Origin of the sequence: Mesorhizobium sp. B2-3-12, from assembly GCF_006442205.1 — a bacterium.
GTDB lineage: Bacteria > Pseudomonadota > Alphaproteobacteria > Rhizobiales > Rhizobiaceae > Mesorhizobium.
Window position 1 is genome coordinate 274852 of sequence record NZ_VFVR01000002.1, and the last position, 22358, is coordinate 297209.

The window sequence follows — 22358 nt, forward strand, 5'->3', positions numbered from 1 at the left end:
ATCAGGCTTCCCAGGAACCGGTCTCGGCCATCCGCTTCAGCAAGGGCGCCGGCTTGAAAACATCCTTGCCGGTCCGCTCGTGCCAATGCTCGAGCCGCTCGACGATCTTCCCCGCGCCTTCGAGGCCGGCCCAGAACATCGGGCCTCCCTTGCCGATGGGAAAGCCATAGCCATTGACCCACACGACATCTATGTCGGACGCACGGGCCGCGATCCCTTCCTGCAGGATCTTCGCCCCCTCATTGACCAGGGGATAGAGCGTACGTTCGATGATCTCGTCCGCGCCGATGGCACGCGGCACGATGCCTTTCTCTGCGGCCTTGTCGCGGATCAGCGCCTCGACCTCGGGATCGGGAACGCCTGACCGGGCACCAGCCTCGTAGAGATAGAAGCCACGGCCGGTCTTCTGGCCGAAACGCCCCTGTTCGCACAGCGTGTCGGCGATCACGGCCGCCAGCCCGCGCGCCTTGCGGTTGCGCCAGCCGATATCGAGGCCGGCCAGGTCGCCCATCTGGAACGGCCCCATCGGCCAGCCGAAATCGGTGAAGGCCTTGTCGATCTGGCTGGGCGTCGCGCCTTCCAGCAGCAGCGCCTCGGATTCCGACCCACGCGCCGCCAGCATGCGGTTGCCAACGAAGCCGTGGCAGACGCCGACAACGACGGCCACCTTGCCGATGCGCCGCGCGAGGTCGACCACGGTCGCCAGCGCATCCGGTGCGGTTTTTTCGGCGCGCACGATCTCCAGCAGCTTCATGACGTTGGCCGGCGAGAAGAAATGCAGGCCGAGCACATCCTGCGGCCGCGACGTCGAGGCGGCGATCTCGTCGATGTCGAGATAGGAGGTGTTGGTGGCAAGGATGGCGCCCGGCCTGGCCACCGCGTCGAGCTTGCCGAAGATTTCTTTCTTGACCGCCATGTCCTCGAACGCCGCCTCGACGATCAGGTCGCAATCGGCGAGATCGGCATGGTCGATCGAGCCCTTGAACTGGGCGAGTCGCTGCAGCTTGGCCTCTTCGCTCAAGGACCCCCGCGAAACCGAGACGGCATAATTCTTCTCGATCGTCGCCAGCCCGCGCTGTAGCGCCTCCTGACTGGTTTCCAGCAAGGTGACGGGATAGCCGCCATTGGCGAAAGCCATGGCGATGCCGCCGCCCATCGTGCCGGCGCCGATCACGCCGACGCGACCGATCCTGCGCTTGGGCGTGTCCTTGCCGGGCAGCTTTGCCGCCTCGCGTTCGGCGAAAAACAGATGCCGTTGCGCGCGAGACTGGTCGCTGGCGACGAGTTTCACGAACAGTGCCCGCTCCGCCGCCAGTGCCTCGTCGAAGGGCAGCGTGAGGGCATTGCGCACCGCCTGCGCACAGGCGATTGGCGCCTCGAGGCCCCGCGCCTTCCGGGCAAGGCCCTGGGCTTCCGCATCGAAGGCCCCGAGATCGGTGTCCTTCAGCTCCTCATCGCGATCGCGCACCGGGGTGAAGGGGCCGCCCTTGCGGGCCATTTCCCCGGCAAAATTCACGGCGTGGATGGTCAGATCGCCCTCGAAGACGGCGTCGACCAGGCCGGCGCCATGTGCCTCATCGGCGCCGATCGGAGTGCCGGAAACGATCATTCTCACCGCCTTTAAAGCGCCCACGAGGCGCGGCAGCCGCACCGTGCCGCCGCCGCCGGGCAGCAGGCCGAGCTTCACCTCGGGCAGGCCAAGCCTGGCGCTTCGATCGGCAACGCGGAAATGGCAGCCGAGCGCCAGCTCCAGCCCGCCGCCGAGCGCGGTGCCGTGGATGGCGGCGACGGTCGGCTTGGCGATGGTTTCGAGCATGGCGACGACGGCGCGCAGGTCGGGCTGCCGCACCGGCTTGCCGAACTCGGTGATGTCGGCGCCGGCAACGAAGGTCCGGCCGGCGCAAGCAATAACGATCGCCGCGACCGATGCGTCGTCGCGCAGCGCGACCAGCGCCTGCGTCAGCGGCCCGCGGACGTGGAAACTCAGCGCATTGACCGGCGGATTGTCGATGGTGACGACGGCGACGCCGTCCTCGTTCACGACACTGACAGAATTGGACAAGCGGAGCCTCCCGAGACCGGCTGAGATCGCGAAAGGGTTTACTAGGCCATGCGGCGAATGGGAACCCGATGTTGAGCTGGTCCAATGGTTGGCCCGACAGGCTACGGTCGTGCCGTAGACGTTGCAGTCAGCGCACCGCCTTCTCGCCACCCGCCGCCGTGATCACGCCAACGATGATCAGCCCTGTCAGCAGCAACCGCACCCCGGCACTGACGCCGAATGTGTTGAGCATGGTGAGCAGCAGCACCAGGAACAGCGCCGCGCCCCAGACGCCGGGCACATTGGCCTTGCCGCCAGCCACCGATGTGCCGCCGATGACGACGACCGCGATCGAGGCCAGCAGATATTCATTGCCGATGTCGACATTGGCGCCGCGGAAATAGCCGGCGAGCAGCGCGCCGTCGAGGCCGCCAAGCGCGCCCGACAGCGTGTAGGTGAGGAAGCGGATGCGCCCGACATTGACACCGGCGAGCCAGGCGGCGCGGATGTTCTGGCCGATCGCCAGCACTGAACGGCCATAGATCATGCGCTGCAAGGCGATGGCCGCGCCGACGGTGAACAGCACGGTGAGGATCGCCAGCACCGGAATGCCCAGCACCTGCCAGTTGGTGAAATCGGCGAAGCCCGGCGGCGGCTTGATCTGCAGCCCGCGGCCATAGCTGATGTCGACCGACTGGATGATGAAGCTCGCCGACAGCGTCGCGATGATCGGCGGAATGCGCAGGGCCCAGATCAGCAGATAGTTGATGGCGCCGATCGCGGCGCCACAGGCGAGCGCCGCCAGCAAGCCTATCACGATCATGGAATCGCTGCCGCCCATCACCTTCATGGCAACCGCGCTGGCCAAGCCGATATTGGCCGGCAGCGACAGGTCGACATTGCCGGGTCCGAGCGTGATGACGAACATCTGGCCGACGCCAACGATGACGGTGAACACGGCAAGCGACAATGCGGCCGTCACCATGCCGCCGGCGCCATAGCCGCCGGTGAAAGCGATCGTCGCCAGCCACACCAGCAAGGCGCCGACGAACGACCAGATCCAGGGTCTTGCGAGCAGCGTTTTCAGCGAGGCCATCGCTCACCTTTCCCTGCGGCTGATCAGCACCCGCGCCGCCAGCACGATGATCAGGATGGCGCCGTTCGCCGCCACCTGCCAGTCGGGTGGAATGTGCATGAAGGTGAGCAGCGGCGAAGCAGCCAGCGCCAGAGTCAGCGCCCCGATGACGGCGCCGATCGGCGACACCCTGCCGCCGACGAACTCGCCGCCGCCGAGGATGACGCCGGCAATCGCGAGCAGCGTGTAGCCATTGCCGATATTGGCATCGGCCGATGTGGTGATGCCGATCAGCGCCATGCCCGACAGCACGCCGAACAGTCCGGCCAGCGCAAACAGCACGATCTTGGTCTTGAGCAGCGACCAGCCGGCGCGCCGCAATGCCGCCGGATTGCCGCCGGAACCGCGCAGGATCACGCCGTAAGAGGTGCGCATCAGGCCGAAATGCACGACCGCCGCGATCAGCAGCGCGGCGATGATCGGGAACGGGATGAAGAGCGGCTTGAAGGACATGATCGCCAGCAGCCAGTCCGGCGCCTTGCCGCCGGGCTTTGGCAGGACGAGGATGGCTAGCCCCTGCCAGACGAAACTCATGCCGAGCGTCACCACGATGGACGGCAGGTTGCGCAGATGGATCAGCGCGCCAAGCAGCGCATAGATACCGATCGACCCGGCAAGGATGGCGACGCCAACGAGCGGCGCATCCTTCAGCCAGGTCGCGGTGACGCAGCCGACAAAGCCGACAAAGGTGCCGATCGAGAGATCGAGCTCGTTGCCGGATATGACGAACATCTGCGCGATCGTCGCCAGCGCGATCGGGATCGCCAGGTTCAGCATCAGGCTGAAGCCGAAATAGCTGATGGCGCGCGGATTGAGCCAGGCGATGGCAAGCAACACCAGTGCCAGCGACAGCGCCGGCAGCAGGCCGCGCAACAGCCGCGCCCGCGCCGCCGCATTGCGCGCCGCCGATCCCTTGAAGCCAGTGTCGATTGGCGTCGCGCTCATCTCAGGCCGCGTCGCCGAAGGAGGACTGGATGATCTTCTCCTCGGTCAGTTCGTCGCGCGTCAGATTGGCGACGATGCGGCCGTTCTTGAAGACATGGATGTGGTCGCAATTGTCGAGTTCTTCGGTTTCGGTGGTGTACCAGAGGAAGGTACGGCCCTTGGCTGCTTCCTCGCGCACGAGGTCGTAGACCTCCAGCTTGGTGCCGATGTCGACGCCGCGCATCGGGTCGTCCATCAGCACGATCTGGGCATCGGAGCCGAGCGCCCTGGCGAACAACGCCTTCTGCTGGTTGCCGCCCGACAGGGAGAAGATGTTGTTGTTCATGTCGGGTGTGCGGATGCCGATTTTCTTCTGCCAGAACGCGGCGAGTTCGGCCTCGCGCTGGGGTGAAATCAACAGCCCGTTGCGCAAGCGCGCCAGCGAGCGGATGCCGATGTTTTCGGCAATCGACCATTGCGGGAAAATGCCGTCCGACTGGCGGTCGCCCGCCACCAGCGCCACCGGCGCCGTGACCTCGATACCGGCCTTGGCGCGTGCGGCGGCATCGAAGATCCGCAGCAGCAAGTCGGTCTGCCCGTGACCGGCCAGCCCGGCAAGGCCGATGATCTCGCCCGCGCAAGCGACTAGCTCCTTGCCGTCAGTCTGCCCGGCGGGCCGCGCCCGGACGCGCAGCGGGCGCGCCTCAGGTTTCGCGGCGGCAGCGGCGGCAACCTTCTGGCGCGCCTCGGCCCCGCCCATCACCGTCACCAGCCGGTCGCGGTCGAAGGCGCCGGCCGCATCCGAGGCCACCATCTTGCCGTCGCGCATCACCACGATGCGGTCGGCGTTGCGCAACACCTCGCCAAGCACGTGCGAGATCAGGATGCAGCTCTTGCCGCCGGCGACGAAGCGGCGCACGAAGGCCAGCAACTGGCCTGATGTGTGCGCGTCGAGCGACGAGGTCGGCTCGTCGAGGATGACGAGGTCAAGCCGGTCCTGCGTCACCGTGAAGGCGCGCGCCACCTCGACCATCTGGCGCCGGCCGATCGACAGGTCGCCGACGATGTCCCAGGCCGAGATGCCATGGTCCGGGAAGATTTCGTCGAGCTTGGCGGCGATCAGCTCGGCCGCCTTGCGCCGCCAGCCGAAGCCGGACAGCGAAGCGTGGTTGATGCGCGTGTTCTCGGCAACGCTGAGATTGGGGCACAGCGACAGCTCCTGGAACACGCAGCGTATGCCGAGCTGCCGCGCCCGCGACACCGAGTAGCTTTCCTCGATGCCGCCATGCACGCGGATCGCCCCGCTGTCGGGCGTCAAGGTGCCGGCCACCATGTGCATCAGCGTCGACTTGCCGGCGCCGTTATGGCCGACGAGGCCGACGCATTCGCCTGATACGACATGGAAATCCACTCCGGCCAATGCCCTGACGGCGCCGAAATGCTTTTCGGCACCGTCAAGTCTCACGATGTCGCCATTGGCGGCGCCGGATCGTTTTTCGGCGCCGCTCGGTCTGATGACGTTCGTGTTACCCGCGGCCATGCTCAACGATATCCGCCCAGTGATAGCCGCGGCAACGCGTCTGCGACCCTCACTTGATGTTGGCTTTGATGGCCGCGATCGCATCTTCCTGGGTGTATTCGTGGGTGGCGACGCCGCCCTCCTTGATCTTCGGAAGGGCTGCCTCGAAATCGTCCTGGGTGAAGGCGAGATACGGCACCAAGAGATCGTGCGGAATGTCCTTGCGGCCATCGAGCACCTGCTGCGCCACCCAGAAGGCGAGCGTCGAGACGCCGGGCGCGATCGATGCCGACCATGTCTGGTAGCCGTCCTTGTCCTTCTGTTCCTTCCACCACTTCAATTCGTCCTGACGGTTGCCCATGATGATGGTCGGGCGCGGCTTGCCGGCCGCGGCGAAGGCCTGCGCGGCGCCATAGCCGTCGCCGCCCTGGTCGACGATGCCGACGATGTCGGGCAAGGACGGCAGGATGGTCGCCACCGCTTTCTGCGCCGTGGTCTGGTCCCAGTCGCCGGTCACCGAACCGACGATCTTGAATTCTGGATGCGCGGCCACGCCTTCGAGGATGCCGGCATGGATGGCGTCATCGATCGATGTGCCGGCCAGGCCACGGATTTCCAGCAAATTGCCGCCCTTTGGCTGGAACTTGGCCATCTGCTCGACTTCCTGCTTGCCCATGTCCTTGAAGTCGACGACGACGCGGTAGGCGCAAGGCTCGGTGACGGTGCCGTCGAAGGAAACGACGACGATGCCGGCGTCGCAGGCCTGCTTGATGGCGCCGTTCAACGCATCCGGCGAGGCGGCGTTGATGACGATCGCGTCATAGCCCTGCAGGATCAGGTTCTGCACCTGGGCGGCCTGCGTCGGCACCTCCTTGTCGGCGGTGGTGAAGACATCGGCCGCGCCGACGATCTTGTCATCGACCGCCTTCTTGGTGACGATGCCGTAGCTGTCGAGCATCGCCTGCCGCCATGAATTGCCGGCATAATTGTTGGAGAACGCGATCTTCTTACCGCTGGTGTCGGCAAAGGCCGTACCGGCGGCGACCATCGCCGCAAGCGTGCTGAGAACGAACAGTTTCTTCATGTCATACTCCTCCCGAGTGTTAATGGTCTGGTTGCCTGCTGATAAAAGTGCCGCGTATTGCGTTCCTGTTTTTTATCTATTGTCAGACAAAAGTGCATGAAGGGCCGGCGAGCTGTCAACTGCAATCCGCGAAGAGCCCGTGATCACTTTGCGGTGCGACGATTGAAAAAGCTTCGGCTGATGGGCTAGGCATGCGGACATGAGGCTGAAAGCATGACGGCGACGCCGATCGTTCCCCCTGGCGCACCGGGAATTCCGGCACGCTGGACGTCAAGCGCCAAGAGCGGCGTTGGAACAGCGCTTTCGCGGGCCGGCCGGGTCTGGTTCACCATCAGCCATGGCATATTGAACGAAATCTACTATCCGCGCGTCGACAGCGCCTGCACGCGCGACCTCGGCCTGATCGTCACCGGCAAGGATGGATATTTCTCGGAAGAAAAGCGCGATGCCGCGCACGCCATCGAGCCGTTCGAGGACGGCGTGCCCGCCTACAGGCTGGTCAACACGGCCGATGACGGCGCCTACCGGATCGAGAAGCGCATCGTGGCCGACCCGGCACGGCCGACGCTGCTGCAGGAGATCACCTTCACACCGCTCAAGCGGGCTGCCGAAGATTACCGCGTCTACGCGCTTCTGGCGCCGCATCTGGTCAATGCCGGCATGGGCAACACCGCCTGGGTCGGCGAACACGAGGGAAAGCCTGTCCTGTTTGCCTCGGGGCGCGGCACCTGCCTGGCGCTGGCCTCGTCGCTGCCCTGGCGTGGCTGTTCGGCCGGCTATGTCGGTTTCTCCGACGGCTGGCAGCAATTGAACCATGCCGGGATGCTCGATCCTGCATGCCGGCGCGCCGAGGACGGCAATGTCGCGCTGACCGGTGAGATCGGCTTCACCGCCACGAAGACAAAAGCCGTGCTGGCGCTGGGTTTTGGCGCGACGCCGGACGAAGCCGCCGAAAACGCCTGCGCCAGCCTGAAGCGGGGTTTTGAGCCGGCGGCGAAATCCTATGTCGAAGCATGGCGCGAATGGCAGGCGGCCCTGCTGCCGCTGGACCGCCACCGGACGCCCGGAGTGAACAGCTACCGCGTTTCAACCGCGGTGCTCGCAACCCACCGGTCATCGGCCATGCCGGGCGCGGCGGTGGCCAGCCTGTCGATCCCCTGGGGCTTCAACAAAGGCGATGACGACCTCGGCGGCTACCACCTGGTCTGGCCGCGCGATCTGGTCGAGACTGCGGGCGGTTTTCTCGCCGCCGGTGATGCCGCTTCGGCACTGCGGACTCTGGAGTACCTCGGTTCCATCCAGCAGCCCGACGGCCATTGGCCGCAGAACGCCTGGCTCGACGGCTCAGCCTATTGGCCGGGGATTCAGATGGACGAATGCGCCTTTCCCCTGCTGCTCGCCGATGCCCTGCATCGCGCCGGCCACTTGCCGGGTGCCAAGCTCAAGGCCTTCCTGCCGATGATCGAGCGCGCCGCCTCCTATGTCGTGCGCAATGGCCCCGTCACCGGCGAGGACCGCTGGGAAGAGGACGCCGGCTACAGCCCGTTCACGCTGGCCGTCGAGATCGCGGCGCTGCTTGCCGGCGCCGACCTGCTCGACGCCTGCGGCCGGACGACCGAGGCGGCCTATCTGCGCGAGACCGCCGACTGCTGGAACGATCAGGTCGAGCGCTGGACCTATGTCACCGGCACGGCCACCTGCAAGGCGGCAGGCGTCGCCGGCTACTACGTCCGCATCGCGCCGCCCAACGACCCCGATGCCGGCTCGCCGAAGGACGGCTATGTGCCCATCAAGAACCGCCCGCCGGGCGACACGGAACGGCCAGCCGAGGAAATCGTCAGCCCCGACGCGCTGGCGCTCGTGCGCTTTGGCCTGAGAGCCGCCGACGATCCGCGCATCGTCGACACCGTCAAGGTCATCGATGCGCAATTGCGCCGCGAGCTGCCGCAAGGACCGCTCTGGTACCGCTACAACAGCGACGGCTACGGCGAGCACGCGGATGGCTCGCCCTTCGACGGCACCGGCCAGGGCCGGCCCTGGCCTCTGCTCGCCGGCGAACGCGCCCATTACGAGCTGGCGGCCGGCCGCAAGGACATGGCGGCCAGCCTGCTCGACGCGCTGGAAGGGTCGGCAGGGCTTGGCGGCCTGCTGCCGGAACAGGTGTGGGACGGCGCCGACATTCCCGAGCGCGAGCTGCTGCATGGCAAGCCGTCGGGCAGCGCCATGCCATTGGTCTGGGCGCATTCCGAACATATCAAGCTGCTGCGCTCGCTGCGCGACGGCGCCGTCTTCGACATGCCGCCGCAAGGCGTGAAGCGCTACATCGAGGACAACACCCTATCGCCGTTCAGGACATGGCGCTTCAACAACAAGATCCGTGCGCTGCCTGAAGGCAAGACATTGCGCATCGAGCTGTTGGCGGCGGCGACCGTACACTGGAGCGCCGACAATTGGGCGACCGCCCGTGACAGCCAGACAGTGGAAAATGCCTTCGGCATCCACCTTGTCGATCTGCCCACGGCCGGGCTCCCCAGCGGAAGCACGCTGATCTTCACTTTTTTCTGGCCCGGCACCGGCGATTGGGAGAATGTCGACTTCTCTGTCATATCTGGCGGGCAGGATAGCCAGTAGATCCTTCTCCAGGGAAACCCCGAGACTCTTTCAGGAAACAGGGACGAAACCATGCAGATCGGAATGATGGGACTGGGCCGGATGGGCGCCAACATGGTGCGGCGCCTGATGCGCGACAACCACGAATGCGTCGTCTACGACATCAACCCGGCCAGCGTCGCCGCGCTTGTGAGCGACGGCGCCTTGGGGGCGGCATCCCTGGAGGAATTCGTCGGCAAGCTCGCCAAGCCGCGCTGTGTCTGGCTGATGCTGCCGGCGGCGATCACCGGCAGGATCATCGATCAGGTCACGGCGCTGATGGAGCCCGGCGACATCGTCATCGACGGCGGCAATTCCTACTACCACGACGCCGTCGACCAGGCCGCGAAACTGGCCACCAAGGGTATGCATCTTGTCGATGTCGGCACCAGCGGCGGTGTCTGGGGCCTGGAGCGTGGCTACTGCCTGATGATCGGCGGCCCCGACGTGGCGGTGCAGCACCTCGATTCGGTCTTTGCCACGCTGGCGCCGGGCCTCGATGCCGGCGCGGCGGCGCCGGACAAGGCCGCCGGGACCGCGCCTTTCGGCTACCTGCATTGCGGACCGAGCGGCGCCGGCCACTTCGTCAAGATGGTGCACAACGGCATCGAATATGGCGTCATGGCCGCCTATGCGGAAGGCATGAACATCCTGAAGTCGGCCAATGCCGGCAAAAGGCCGCGCACGGCGGACGCCGAGACCAGCCCGCTGGAAAACCCGCAATACTACCAGTTCGACATCGACCTTCCGCAGGTGGCCGAGGTCTGGCGGCATGGCAGCGTCATCGGCTCCTGGCTGCTCGATCTCACCGCCGGCGCGCTGAAGAGCGATCCGGGCCTCGCCCAGTTCGGCGGCCGGGTTTCGGATTCCGGCGAGGGACGCTGGACGCTGAAGGCAGCGATCGACACCGGCGTGCCGGCCCCGGTCCTGTCCTCGGCCCTGTTCGACCGCTTCTCCTCGCAAGGCGAATCCGAATTCGCCGACAAGCTCTTGTCCGCCATGCGCTACGCTTTCGGCGGCCACATCGAAAAGCCGAAGGCCGGCAAGTGACGGCGACAGGGGAGACGCGCGCATGAGCCAGGAACGGTCCGACACGCTGGTGCTCTTCGGAGCGACCGGCGACCTCGCCCACAAGAAGATATTTCCAGCCCTTTACCAGATGGTCGCCAAGGGCACGCTCACCGAACCGGTGATCGGCGTCGCCTTCGATGCCTGGGATTTGAAGCAGTTGCAGGACCGTGCCCGCGACGGAATCGTCAACGCGCTCGGCAAGATCGACGAGAAGGTGTTCGCCAAGCTGGCGTCGCTGCTGCGTTATGTCAGCGGCGACTACCGCGATCCGGCCACTTTCGAGAAGCTGAAGACCGCCCTCGGCAGCGCCCAGCGGCTGCTGCACTACATGGCGGTGCCGCCGACCATGTTCGAGACCGTCGTGCAAGGGCTGGAGCAATCGGGCACCGCGCATGGCGCGCGGCTGATGGTGGAAAAGCCGTTCGGCCACGATCTGCAGTCGGCGCGCTGGCTGAACCGGGTGCTGCACCTGGTGTTCGACGAACAGTCGATCTTCCGCATCGACCACTATCTCGGCAAGGAAGCGATCCAAAACCTGCTCTATTTCCGCTTCGCCAACGCCCTGCTCGAGCCGATCTGGAACCGCAACTTCGTCGAGAGCGTGCAGATTACGATGGCCGAGGATTTCGGCGTCGAAGGGCGCGGCCGCTTCTATGACGATGTCGGTGCGATCCGCGACGTCATCGAGAACCATCTGCTCAACATTCTGCTGCTGCTCGCCATGGAGCCGCCGGTCGGCCGCTCCGCCGACGATTTGATCGACGAGAAGGTGCAGGTGCTGCGCGCTATCAGGACATTGACGAAGGACGATGTCGTGCGCGGCCAGTTCGCCGGCTATCTCGCCGAGCCCGGCGTGGCGCCGAACTCGCCGGTCGAGACCTTCGCGGCCGTGCGTTTCTTCGTCGACACCTGGCGCTGGCAGGACGTGCCCTTCTTCATCCGCGCCGGCAAGAACATGCCGGTGCATGTCACGGAGGTGGTGGTGCGGCTGAAGCGGCCGCCCCTCGACGTCTTCGACCCAATCAAGCCCGCCGATCAGAATTACGTCCGTTTCCGCATCGACCCGCAGGTGATGATCGCCATCGGCGCCCAGCGCAAGGCGCCCGGCGACGACATGATCGGCGAACAGGTGGAACTCACCGCGCTCGACGACTCCAAGGGCGACATGCCGCCCTATGAACGGCTGATCGGCGACGCCATGAACGGCAATGGCCAGCTCTTCACCCGCCAGGACGCGGCGGAACTCGCCTGGCGCATCGTCGGTCCGGTGCTCGGCGACACCACGCCGCCGCATCTTTACGAACCCAAGACATGGGGACCGGCGGACGCCATGGCCGGCTTCGGGCCGCCCAATGGCTGGATCGACCCGGTGGCATGAGCGGAGGGAACAGGATGGCCAAGGCGGTGAAGCAGGCTGCGCCGGAGACCGGGCAGGTCGTCCTTTCGATCGACATTGGCGGCTCGCACGTCAAGATCCTGACCAGCGACGGCGGCACCGAACGCCGGACCGATTCCGGCCCGGACCTGACGCCGCGGCAAATGATCGACAAGGTCAAGACGCTCGCCGAGGGCCTGTCCTATGACGTTATCTCGATGGGTTACCCAGGCCCGGTGCGCCACAACAAGCCGGTGCTCGACCCCATGAATCTCGGCAAGGGCTGGGCCGGCTTCGATTTCGCCGCGGAGTTCGGCAAGCCGGTCAAGGTGGTCAACGATGCGCTGATGCAGGCCATCGGCAGTTATGAGGGCGGGCGCATGCTGTTCCTGGGCCTCGGAACCGGCCTCGGTGCGGCGATGGTCCTCGACAATGTCGGCCAGCCGATGGAACTCGCCCATCTTCCCTACCGAAAAGGCCAGAGTTTCGAGGACTATGTCGGCGAACGCGGTCTGGTGAAGCGCGGCAAGAAGAAGTGGCGCGGTCATGTCTTCGACGTCGTCAACCGGCTGCGCGCCGCCCTGCAGCCAGACTATGTCGTCATCGGTGGCGGCAATGTCGACAAGCTCGACGAATTGCCCGCCAACTCCAGGCGCGGCGACAACACACGCGCCTTCGAAGGCGGATTTCGTCTGTGGCGCGACAAGGCCCTGATCGTCTGATATTATTACAGTTTAGTATAGTCCTTCAAAATGCCGTGTTATGTCGCCCCGATAGATTGCATTGTGCAGATTTGCCGACTAGGTAGTCAGCCTCACTACATCGCGTCGCGCGCGACGCACAAAGACGACGCACTTTAATTTTGCGCATCATCCTTTTTGAAAACGGCCCCATTTTCGAGGTCATGCGCCATGGATGGAGGAAACAGATTGGACGACGAAAACAGCCACGCCAGCAAGACCCTCGACCTTCTCGAACTGACGGCCCATATCGTATCGGCCTATGTCGAGAAGAATCGCCTGCCCGCGTCCGGCCTTGCCGAACTGATCGCCAGCGTCAGCGCCTCGATCAGCGGGCTGAGCCAGCCGGCGGCCCCGGTGGCGGCACCGCTGGTCCCGGCCGTCAACCCGAAGAAGTCGGTAACGCCGGATTTCATCATCTGCCTCGAGGACGGCAAGAAGTTCAAATCGCTGAAGCGTCACCTCGGCGTGCATTTCGGCCTGACGCCGGACGCCTACCGTGCCAAATGGGGCTTGCCGTCGGACTACCCGATGGTTGCCCCCAACTACGCCGCTTCGCGCTCCGAACTGGCGAAGTCGATCGGTCTCGGCCGCAAGGCCGCCGTGGTGGTGCCCGTCAAGGGCAAGGGCCGGAAGGCCAAAGTCCCGGCCTGAGCAATCCCGCCTCAGGACGACTGGAACAGAAGCCTGCCGGCGAATCCGCCTTGGCAGGCTTCATGTTTTTGTGGCTTGGATAGGCCGGACAAGGTGCCTTGAGGGGGAGCTGATATGAACTACACCAGGATGGTGATCGAGAAGGAAGCGCCGGAGGAATACGGCTACGACCGTATCCGCTACAATCTCTCCGAAAGCTCGATCGCCGACCAGAAGCTTTCCGATATCGGCCTGTCGCTGCCCGACCTGACGCTTTTCTACGGCGAGCATCGCGGCGACAAGGACTTGCGCGCGCTGGTCGCGGCGCAGGATGGCGGCATCTCGCCCGATGATGTGCTGGTGACCGCGGGTGCCGCCGGCGCGCTGTTCATCATCTCGACCTCACTGCTGTCGGCCAGCGACCACCTCGTCGTCATCAGGCCCAACTACGCCACCAACATCGAAACGCCACGCGCCATCGGCTGTGCCATCAGCTTCATCGACCTCGCCTTCGAGGACGGCTTCGCCATCGATGTCGAGCGCATCAAGGCCGCGATGCGGCCGAACACCAGGCTGATCAGCGTCACCTGCCCGCACAACCCGACCGGCACCATGATGAGCCGCGCCGATCTCGACGCGCTGGTCGCGCTCGCCGACGCCAGCGGCTGCCATTTGCTGGTCGACGAGACCTATCGCGACCTCTCCTATAGCAGGCGGCTGCCCTCGGCTGCCTCGCTGAGCAAAAAGGCGATCAGCGTCTCGTCGCTGTCGAAAGCCTTCGGCATTCCCGGCATCCGCATCGGGTGGCTGGTCACCAGGGATGCCGCCCTGCAGGAAAAATTCCTCGCCGCCAAGGAGCAGATCGGCATCTGCGGCAGCGTCATCGACGAAGGCATAGCGCGCGGCATGCTGGAGCGCCGGGACGCGTTTCTGGGAAAGCTGCTGCCCGACATGGCCAGGCGCCGCGATATCGTCCAGACCTGGATCGACCGCGAACCGCTGGTCGACTGGGTGCGGCCAGAGGGCGGTGTCGTCGGCTTCCCGCGCCTCAATGTCGAGCCCGGCTTCGACCTCGACCGGTTCCATGTCAGGCTGCTGGAAGACCACGGCACCTATGTCGGACCCGGCCACTGGTTCGAAATGGAAAAGCGCTTCTTCCGCGTCGGCTTCGGCTGGCCGGCGGAGGCCGAGTTGAAAGGCGGATTGGACGCCATTTCGGCTGCGCTACGCGGGTAAATTCCGCGTGCGGAGGACGATGTGGATCGAAAGTCTCTTGATCCAGGCCTGAATTTAAAGCATATCCGCCCCGAACTTTATCCAGTTCCATTGGTCGAACAGCGCCCATCCGGGAAGTGCCCCGCGAGCCGATGCCCACCGCAACGGGGCCTCTTTCCATGATACCAGAACAAACTTTGCCGGAGCAGCGTTACGCGGCTTTCCGGCACAAGGCCTTCCTCAGCTACTGGACGGCGCGCTTTCTCACCACCTTCGCGACCATGATCGTTTCCGTCGCCGTCGGCTGGCAGGTCTATGACCTGACACGCGATCCGTTCGATCTCGGCATTGTCGGCATCGTCCAGTTCCTGCCGGCGCTGCTTCTGGTGCTGGTGACAGGTGTCGTCGCCGACCGCTTCGGTCGCCGGCTGATCATGACCCTGGCGACATTGGTCGAAGGCGCCTGCGCGCTGGCTCTGCTGGTTCTGACCCTGCGCGGCCTTACCAGCCCGCTGCCGATCTTCGCCGTGCTGGTCATGTTCGGCATTGCCCGCGCCTTCTATGGCCCGGCCTCCTCCTCCCTGTTCGCCAATCTCGTGCCGCAGCGGGATTTCGCCAATGCCATCGCCTGGAACTCTTCCGCCTGGCAGACGGCAACGATTGTCGGTCCAGTCGCCGGCGGCTTGCTCTATGGCGTGTCGGCGGAAGTGGCCTATGCCACGGCGGCAGTCCTGATGCTCGCCGCCGCGGTGCTCATCTTCACCATTCCCAAGCCCGCGCAGCAGACCGCCACGGACAAGCCGACAATGGAAACGCTGTTTGCCGGCTTCCGCTACATCTGGAGCGAGAAGATCGTGCTCGGCGCCATCTCGCTCGACCTCTTCGCCGTGCTTCTGTCCGGCGCCTCGGCACTGCTGCCGGTCTATGCCCGCGATATCCTACAACTCGGCCCCTGGGGCCTCGGCCTGCTGCGCTCGGCACCGGGTATCGGCGCCATCTGCGTCGCGGTATGGCTCGCCGGCCATCCGATCCGCGACCACGCCGGCAAGATCATGCTGAGCTTCGTCGCGGCGTTCGGCGCCTGCACTGTGCTGTTCGGCCTCTCGACCCTTACCTGGCTGTCGATAGTGGCGCTTGCCCTGCTCGGCGCCACCGACATGTTCAGCGTCTACATCAGGGAGACGCTGATCCAGCTCTGGACGCCGGACGAGGTGCGCGGCCGCGTCAACGCCGTCAACCAGGTCTTCGTCGGCGCCTCCAACGAGGTCGGCGAATTCCGCGCCGGCACCATGGCGGCGCTGATCGGCACGGTTCCGGCGGTGGTCATAGGCGGCATCGGCGCCGTCGCGGTCGCCGGCCTGTGGGCCTATCTGTTCCCGGCGCTGCGGAAGGTGCAGCATCTCAACAGCCGAAACTGATTGACATCGCGCTTCGCCGCCGGCTGCCACGGTTGGGAATTGTTTGACATCTGCCTTTGCAAGTTCGAAGCAACGCTGTAGTCGCTTTGCAAAACCGGGGCGCATCGGCGCAGCCGCGACTCTGTGCCAAGCCGCCGCCAACCAACCAAAGGACGATACAAGTGAGCGAACCGACCGTGGCCGAAGCGACTGAAAATATCTATGCGTCGCTCAGAGCGGACAATGCCGACATCGACGCCCATATCGCGGCGCTCAAGGCAGCGCTGGCGCGCGAGGGGATAAAACAGGCGGTGTTCGATCCTGCCAAATTGGCGCAGAGCAACCGCTCGGGCCGCAAGTTGATGCAGGCCTATTTTCGCCAGCGCGGCGTGAGCGTGAGCTTTTCGGACTAATTTTCCCCCTGCGAAAGCCGAAAGAGCACTGGTTCGGCTTTAACGCGCCACCGGCCCGCCAAAGATCATCCGCAAGAACTCGTCCAGCCAGCGCTTGAGGTGCATGTCCCAGATCAGCCGGCCGCCGAGATGGTCGCGGCCGGGCTGGGCGCCGGGCAGTTCGAAGCGGTGCGCGCCGCGCACCACCCAGCGCTGCATCATCACCCTGGTCAGTTCGCCATGGAACTGGATGCCCCAGGCATTGTCGCCATAGCGGAAGGCCTGGTTGGGATAGGTTTCGTTGGTGGCCAGCAGCGTCGCGTCGCCGGGCAGCGAAAAGCCTTCGCGGTGGAACTGGTAGACCATTTCGGGCCAGTGCATCAGTTTCCTGCCGGCCTCGGTCGCCTTGAGCGGATACCAGCCGATCTCGACCAGACCTTCGTCGTGCCCCTCGACCTTGCCGCCCAGATGATTGGCCAGCATCTGCGCGCCAAGACAGATGCCGAGCAGTGGCCGGTTTTCCCTGAGCGGGATTTGCAGCCAGTTGGTCTCGCGGCGAACGAACTCGTCCTCGTCATTGGCACTCATCGGGCCGCCGAACACCACCGCGCCGGCATGGCCATCCAGCGTTTCGGGCAAGGCATCGCCGAGCGGCGGGCGGCGGATGTCGAGGTCGAAGCCTTCTTCCAGAAGCATGTGGCCAACGCGTCCGGAGCTCGAATTCTCCTGATGCAGCACGATCAGGATCTTTGGCTTCGACCTCGTCTGGCGTGGCATGAGACGGCGAAAATCCTATTCGTCCGAGGATGTTCCAGTGGCGCCCGGCGCATGTGCGGCCGCCTTGCGGCGCGCCTCCACCCGGTCATGACGCTCGACACCGATCAGCTCGGCGACACGCCACACCGTATTGTCCTCGAGTTCATGCAACTCGCCATCGGCGTAGACGATCTCCCACATCAGGCCGATGAAGGCCTTGCGCCCCTCGGCATCGAGATGCCGCTTGAGCACGCTGGTGAAGGCGTAGAGGTCAATCGCTTCGTTGTCGGCGCGTTCACCGGCGGCGGCGAGCGCTTCGAGTTCGGCACCGCTGATCGAATAGCTCTGCGCCAGCACTGCCTTGAAGCGCTCCCATTCGACATCCTGGCGTACGCCATCGGCATTCATCACATGGTAGAGCAGCGCCGAAGCCGCGACGCGCGGATCGTCCGTGCTGGTATGGCTGCCGGAGCCGGCCGGCAAATCCCTGAGAAACGACAGAACGCGCTCGAACATCAATTCATTCCCAAACGGCCCGATGCCAAGTCAATCACCCGAAGGCCCAAATCAAAACAGCCGGAACCGGCGCGGCGACTTCTCCGCCTCCTCGTCCGGATCGACGCCTGGATCATCCGGCAGGCGCGCCAGCTCTTCCGCCGGCTCGACGGCCTCGGCATCCTCCGGCACCGCCGCGAACGCCGCCGCCGTGACCGGCGTGACATGATCCTCCCGATTGTCGGCTTGCTTGCTCTCGCTTTCGACGTCGGCATGATCGATGACGTCGATCGGCTTTTCCGGCTTGGCCGGCGCTTCTATGGCCACCACCGAAGCATCCGGCGCGTCGTCGCGGCTGTCGATCAACTGCCCGAGCCGTTCCATCGGCGCGCGCCACTCGAAGGCGTCGAGCCGGCCAGTGACCGGCGATACCGGCGCCCAGCGCTCCGAAACGACGCCGTCGGCGACCCAGGCCGGGTCGCGCGGCGCCCGCACCGCCTTGGAAAGCAACTGCCGCACCTTGCCCTGGTCGCCGGTCTCCGCCTCCTCGATGTCAGCGAGCAGCAGATAGGCGCCCTCGCGACGGTCCATGCGGATCGCGGCCTCCGCTTCGCGGCGGGCGGTCGACAAATCCTGCGCGTCGAGCGCGGCGCGCGCCACCGTCATCGACGATTCGGCGTGGTTCTTCTTCATTTCCTGCAGCTTCCTGGCCCGGTTGAGCCGGTCCAGCACCGCGTCGCCCGGGCGCGCGTGGGTATAGAGTTCCGCGATCTCCGGATGCGGCTCTGCTCTCCACGCCGTCTCCAGGATCTTGGAGCCCTTGCGCACGTCGTTCTGCTTGAACAGCGCGGCGGCGGCGGCAACGGCGGCTGGGGCGAAGTCGGGGGCGAGTCTGTTGGCCTCGATCGCCGCTGTCCGGGCGGCAGTGGGATCGCTGTCGGCGAGCGACTGTGCCTTGGCGGTCAACAGCACGGCGCGGCGGCGGTTGGCGGCGTCGCGTTCGATCTGCCGCGTCGACTTCTGCGCCTCGACCAGTTTCAGGGCACCGTCCCAGTCACCGCGCGCGGTCAGTTCCTCCAGCGTCGATTCGGCCGCCCACGCCAGTTGCGGCGCCACCGCGGCGGCACGGCCGGCATAGTGCCGGGCGGCGTTGCGGTCGCCCAGGCGTTCAGCCTCGAGATAGAGCCCGCGCAGGCCAAGCAGCCGCATTTCGGGGTCGTCGAGCATGCTCTCGAATTTTTGCCGCGCGCCTTCGTGGTCGCCTTCGAGCAGCGATGCCTGCGCTTCGAGCAGGTGGATCAGCGGCTCCTGGTCGGAACGGATCAGCTTGGCCGCCTCCTTGGTCTTCTTGCGGGCCAGCGCCCCGTCGCCGGCGCCGGCGGCGATCATGCCGGTCGACAGCGCCTGGTAGCCACGGTCGCGGCGGCGCACGCGGAAATAGCGCGAGATGGTGTAGGGGCTGTTCCACAGCGACTTGATCAGCCACCAGACGATCATCACCGCGGCGACGATGGCGACGACGGCGACCGCGGCAACCATCAGGCTGACCTGATACTGATAGCCGTTGAAGGTGACGACCATGTCGCCCGGCCGGTCGGCCAGCCAGGCAAAGCCCAGTCCGAGCGCGAAGACGACGACGAGGAAGGCGAGCAGGCGGATCATCGTGTTGCCCTCATGCCTTCATCGCGCCGGAGATCAGCGCGTCGACCTGGGTTTCGACCTCGATGCGCGCCTTCAGTTTGCCGGCGAAGTCGGCGCCCGCCGCCTTCGCGGCTTCCGGCAGCGTGTCATATTCACCGAGCGCCTTGGCATAGTCACCCTGGGTGACCGCGACCTCCATGCGCGCCACGGTTTCCGGCGCGCCTTTGCCTTCCACGGCCCCGATCGGCCGGACCTTGACCAGCGATTCGGCACTCGCCATCAGATTCTGCAAAAAGCCGGCATTCTGGTCTACCGGCGTGGCGGCGGCGACCATGGCGTTGGCGGCCGCATCCATCTGCGAGGCGATCTCGGTGCGGGTCGGCACGCCCTTTTCGGCATAGGGGCGCAAGGTCGCGAGCTCGGGTGCGTTGGGCGAAATCGCGGCCAGCGTATCGAGTTCGGCCGAAAACGGCGCACCACGGTCGAGCGCCGACTTCAGTGCGGAGGCCGCGATGGCGAGCGCGATCTTCGGCTGCGACGCCTGTGCATCGACCTTGCCGGAAAGCTGCGACAGCGACTGTTCGAGTGCCGAGAGACGGCCTTCCTGGTTCTTCGCCGCCTCCCCTGTCGATTTCACCAGCGCATCGAGGCCCGCCAGCTTTTCATTGAGCGGCCCGAGATCGACGGGAGCAGCACTGCCCGCCTTGCCGAGCGCCGCGACCGCGGTTTCTATTTGCTTGACCTTGTCGCCGAGAGCGGCGAGCCCGGCATTATCGCCGGCGCCGCCCTGTTCGACCGCCGATTTCAGCGCCGCGACGTCGCTCTTGATCTGATCGAGCGCCGACGACAGGCGATCGACCTTGGCCGATGCACCGCTGCCGCCGCCGGCTTCCCTCATGTCCGCGATTTCGGCCTTCAACGACGCAATCTCGCCATTGACGCCGTCGAGCGAGACACCAGCGCCAGAACCCGGCGCGCCGAGCAGGCCGGCGACTTGCAAGCCGCCCGCGCCGACCAGCGCGATGACACCACCGATGATGCCGGCGGCAATGCCGTTGAGGCCGCCACGCTTCGGCTGCCCTGCCATGGTTTCGCTCCTTGCGTCGGTTTTCCCCGTAGCCGCCTTGGTCTCTCCGGTCTTTGTGCTTGCGTCCTCGAAATTATAGTCGGAAGCCCTGGCACGGTCGGGCGGCGCGTCCGAACCGGGATAAGGCAACTCCGGCTCCTCGGATTTGCCCTGGGCATCCGCAGGCACATCCGCACCGGCCTGCGATCCGGCGGCATCGGCATGCTCCCAGGGTTCGAGATCGGTCTGGTCGGCATGCACGGGCTCTTCCGGCGTCTCTGGCCGCGAAGCGTTCGCGGCCTCCTCGGCCTTCGCCTCGTCGGTCTGGGCGGCATCCTTGGCAGCATCCTCGTCGACGATGCGCGACACGGCGCCCGGCTCCAGATCGATGGTCACCGGCTCGCGGCGGCCTTTCGAGTGTCGCATCTTCGGCGTCTTGACCATGCATGGGCTCCGCAAAATTCGCTTCGTCTCAACGCCCGGCGGCGCGTGATGGTTCTAAAAGGGTCTAGCACATCACCAAGCGGTGAAAAGGGGCGGTGTGATGACGCGGTTCAGGGCCATGCCCGCAAAAGCCTCAGCAGCGCCTCCTCGTCGGGCCGTGCGGCAATGCGCATCGCTTTGCCGGTGCTGTCCCCGAAGGCGGCTGCTATGCGCGCTGAAAGGGCGAAAACCCGTGTTCTTTGAAGGGTTTTTTGCAAGGCAGGCCGTTTGGCAAGGCTCTGCATCGCTGCCGCCGCCGTTGCCGAATAGAGCAGCACCGCATCTACCGGTTGGCCGGACAGCCGCGCGAGGATGGCCTCGTCCTGATAATCCACCGCCGCTGTGTCATAGGTCTCGATGGCCTCGACGCGGACTCCGGCCGCTTCCAGCCTCCGCTCGAACAGGGGAAAGCGCACGCGTCCGCAGAGATAGGCGATTGCCTCGCCGGGAAAAGCCGCGGCAAGGCCGTCGGCCAGCGGCCCGGCATCGCCGGGACCGTCAATGACGGACACGAAACCCGCCTCGCGCGCGGCCTCTGCGGTCCTGGCGCCCACGGCATGGCAAGGCAGCGCGGCAAGCGCCGCGACAATGCCCTTAGAGGCATGGCGCACGGCGTTGGCGCTGGTGATCGCGACCACCGCGGCATCCTTGGGGATCAGTCCGGCATCGACCGGCAAAGCCACGGTTTCGGTCAAGGGCAGGAGAAGCGGCTGAAAGCCCGCCTCCTGAAGCCGCCGCGCCGTGCGCGAGGCGCCCGGTTCCGGTCTTGTCACCAGGACGCGAAGCATTTCAGAGCCAGCCGTCGAAGAACTTCTCGCCGGCCTTGGCCCGCACCGTCCTTGCGGCCTCATCGCCGATGCGTGAAGCATCCTCGGCCGCCCCCTGCAACTCGACCGTATGCGACTGCGTGCCGTCGGGCGAGATGATCAGCCCGGCGAAAGACAGCTTTCCGGCTTCGATCGCCGCATAGCCGGCGATCGGCGTACGGCAAGAGCCGTCGAGCGCCGCCAGGAAGGCGCGCTCGCAGGCAAGAGCCTGTCCCGTCGGCACGTCGTGGATCGCCACCAGCATCCTTTCGACATCGCGGTCGCCAATGCGCGTCTCGATGCCGATCGCGCCTTGTCCGGGCGCCGGCGGAAAAATGTCAAGCGGCATCAGGTCGGTGGCGACATGCTCCAGACCCAGCCGTTTCAGCCCGGCATAGGCGAGGATGGTGCCGGCGGCGACGTCTTCGTCGAGCTTGCGCAGCCGCGTCTGCACATTGCCGCGGAACATCACCACGTCCAGATCCGGCCGCATGCGGCGGATCAGCGCCTGGCGCCTGAGCGACGAGGAGCCGACCTTAGCGCCCTGTGGCAGCCCGGCGATGGTCTTTGCCGCCTTGCCGACAAAGGCGTCGCGCGCGTCCTCGCGCGGCAGGAAAGCGGAGAGTTCCAGGCCGTCGGGCAATTGTGTCGGCATGTCCTTGGACGAATGCACGGCGAGGTCGATCGCGCCGGCGAGCAGCGCTTCCTCGATCTCCTTGGTGAACAGGCCCTTGCCGCCAGCTTCCGACAGCGGCCGGTCCTGGATGCGGTCGCCGCTGGTCGAGATGACGACGACCTCGAAGGCCTGCGCCGGCAGCCCATGCGCAGCCATCAGCCGCGCCTGCGTTTCATGCGCCTGCGCCAGTGCCAGCGGGCTGCCGCGTGTTCCTATTTTCAAGATTGTTTGCATGGCGCGCGGTCCGTGATAACCCCCGG

19 protein-coding genes are annotated in these 22358 nt (G+C 65.6%); 8 read left to right on the forward strand and 11 right to left on the reverse strand.

The features are described 5' to 3' along the window. Nucleotide 1 precedes the first annotated feature (1 nt). From FJ948_RS06635 to FJ948_RS06655, 5 genes are all read right to left on the reverse strand, one after another. Nucleotides 2-2062 carry a 3-hydroxyacyl-CoA dehydrogenase NAD-binding domain-containing protein gene (locus FJ948_RS06635; RefSeq protein WP_140702732.1) on the reverse strand — a complete coding sequence of 687 codons (2061 nt, stop codon included), beginning with the start codon at nt 2060-2062 and terminating at the stop codon, nt 2-4. Nucleotides 2063-2189: 127 nt separating this feature from the next. After that, complete coding sequence (locus tag FJ948_RS06640; RefSeq protein ID WP_140702734.1) at nt 2190-3137, reverse strand: ABC transporter permease; 948 nt, start codon at nt 3135-3137, stop codon at nt 2190-2192. Between the two features lie 3 nt (nt 3138-3140). Then, entirely contained in the window at nt 3141-4121 is a 981-nt protein-coding gene (locus FJ948_RS06645) for an ABC transporter permease (RefSeq protein WP_140702736.1), read from the reverse strand. 1 nt (nt 4122) lies between these two features. Continuing rightward, the gene (locus FJ948_RS06650) at nt 4123-5640 is read right to left on the reverse strand and encodes a sugar ABC transporter ATP-binding protein (RefSeq protein WP_246677465.1); all 1518 of its coding nucleotides are present in this window, start codon (nt 5638-5640) and stop codon (nt 4123-4125) included. A gap of 49 nt (nt 5641-5689) precedes the next feature. Next, nucleotides 5690-6703: an ABC transporter substrate-binding protein gene (locus FJ948_RS06655; protein WP_140702738.1), complete on the reverse strand. Its 1014-nt coding sequence runs from the start codon at nt 6701-6703 to the stop codon at nt 5690-5692. A gap of 213 nt (nt 6704-6916) precedes the next feature. On the opposite strand from FJ948_RS06655, the gene FJ948_RS06660 reads away from it, so the two are divergent. The 8 genes from FJ948_RS06660 (at nt 6917) to FJ948_RS06695 (ending at nt 16196) form a co-directional block, all read left to right on the forward strand. Next, nucleotides 6917-9334 (forward strand): glucan 1,4-alpha-glucosidase, encoded by a 2418-nt coding sequence (locus FJ948_RS06660; protein WP_140702740.1) that lies wholly within the window; start codon nt 6917-6919, stop codon nt 9332-9334. Nucleotides 9335-9385: 51 nt separating this feature from the next. After that, the gene (gnd, locus tag FJ948_RS06665) at nt 9386-10402 is read left to right on the forward strand and encodes a phosphogluconate dehydrogenase (NAD(+)-dependent, decarboxylating) (RefSeq protein ID WP_140702742.1); all 1017 of its coding nucleotides are present in this window, start codon (nt 9386-9388) and stop codon (nt 10400-10402) included. A 22-nt stretch (nt 10403-10424) separates the two neighbouring features. Continuing rightward, nucleotides 10425-11801 (forward strand): glucose-6-phosphate dehydrogenase, encoded by a 1377-nt coding sequence (gene zwf / locus FJ948_RS06670; RefSeq protein WP_140702744.1) that lies wholly within the window; start codon nt 10425-10427, stop codon nt 11799-11801. 14 nt (nt 11802-11815) lie between these two features. Next, a complete protein-coding gene (locus FJ948_RS06675) occupies nt 11816-12520 on the forward strand; it encodes an ROK family protein (protein ID WP_140702746.1) in 705 nt (234 codons plus the stop codon). Between the two features lie 207 nt (nt 12521-12727). Then, nucleotides 12728-13192 carry a MucR family transcriptional regulator gene (locus tag FJ948_RS06680; protein WP_140702748.1) on the forward strand — a complete coding sequence of 155 codons (465 nt, stop codon included), beginning with the start codon at nt 12728-12730 and terminating at the stop codon, nt 13190-13192. Nucleotides 13193-13306: 114 nt separating this feature from the next. Next, nucleotides 13307-14407 carry an aminotransferase class I/II-fold pyridoxal phosphate-dependent enzyme gene (locus FJ948_RS06685; protein ID WP_140702750.1) on the forward strand — a complete coding sequence of 367 codons (1101 nt, stop codon included), beginning with the start codon at nt 13307-13309 and terminating at the stop codon, nt 14405-14407. A 158-nt stretch (nt 14408-14565) separates the two neighbouring features. Further along, a complete protein-coding gene (locus tag FJ948_RS06690; RefSeq protein WP_140702752.1) occupies nt 14566-15804 on the forward strand; it encodes an MFS transporter in 1239 nt (412 codons plus the stop codon). A gap of 161 nt (nt 15805-15965) precedes the next feature. Next, nucleotides 15966-16196 carry a hypothetical protein gene (locus FJ948_RS06695; RefSeq protein ID WP_140702754.1) on the forward strand — a complete coding sequence of 77 codons (231 nt, stop codon included), beginning with the start codon at nt 15966-15968 and terminating at the stop codon, nt 16194-16196. Between the two features lie 39 nt (nt 16197-16235). Here FJ948_RS06695 and FJ948_RS06700 read toward each other — a convergent pair whose 3' ends face one another. From FJ948_RS06700 to hemC, 6 genes are all read right to left on the reverse strand, one after another. After that, nucleotides 16236-16952: a glutamine amidotransferase gene (locus tag FJ948_RS06700; RefSeq protein ID WP_140702756.1), complete on the reverse strand. Its 717-nt coding sequence runs from the start codon at nt 16950-16952 to the stop codon at nt 16236-16238. A gap of 15 nt (nt 16953-16967) precedes the next feature. Continuing rightward, nucleotides 16968-17447 (reverse strand): TerB family tellurite resistance protein, encoded by a 480-nt coding sequence (locus FJ948_RS06705; protein ID WP_140702758.1) that lies wholly within the window; start codon nt 17445-17447, stop codon nt 16968-16970. A gap of 51 nt (nt 17448-17498) precedes the next feature. Next, nucleotides 17499-19088 (reverse strand): heme biosynthesis protein HemY, encoded by a 1590-nt coding sequence (locus tag FJ948_RS06710; RefSeq protein WP_140702760.1) that lies wholly within the window; start codon nt 19086-19088, stop codon nt 17499-17501. Between the two features lie 10 nt (nt 19089-19098). Then, nucleotides 19099-20577: a COG4223 family protein gene (locus FJ948_RS06715; protein WP_140702762.1), complete on the reverse strand. Its 1479-nt coding sequence runs from the start codon at nt 20575-20577 to the stop codon at nt 19099-19101. 110 nt (nt 20578-20687) lie between these two features. Beyond that, nucleotides 20688-21404, reverse strand: a complete 717-nt coding sequence (locus FJ948_RS06720; RefSeq protein WP_140702764.1) for a uroporphyrinogen-III synthase — start codon at nt 21402-21404, stop codon at nt 20688-20690. 1 nt (nt 21405) lies between these two features. Then, nucleotides 21406-22332: a hydroxymethylbilane synthase gene (hemC, locus tag FJ948_RS06725; RefSeq protein WP_140702766.1), complete on the reverse strand. Its 927-nt coding sequence runs from the start codon at nt 22330-22332 to the stop codon at nt 21406-21408. Nucleotides 22333-22358 lie beyond the last annotated feature (26 nt).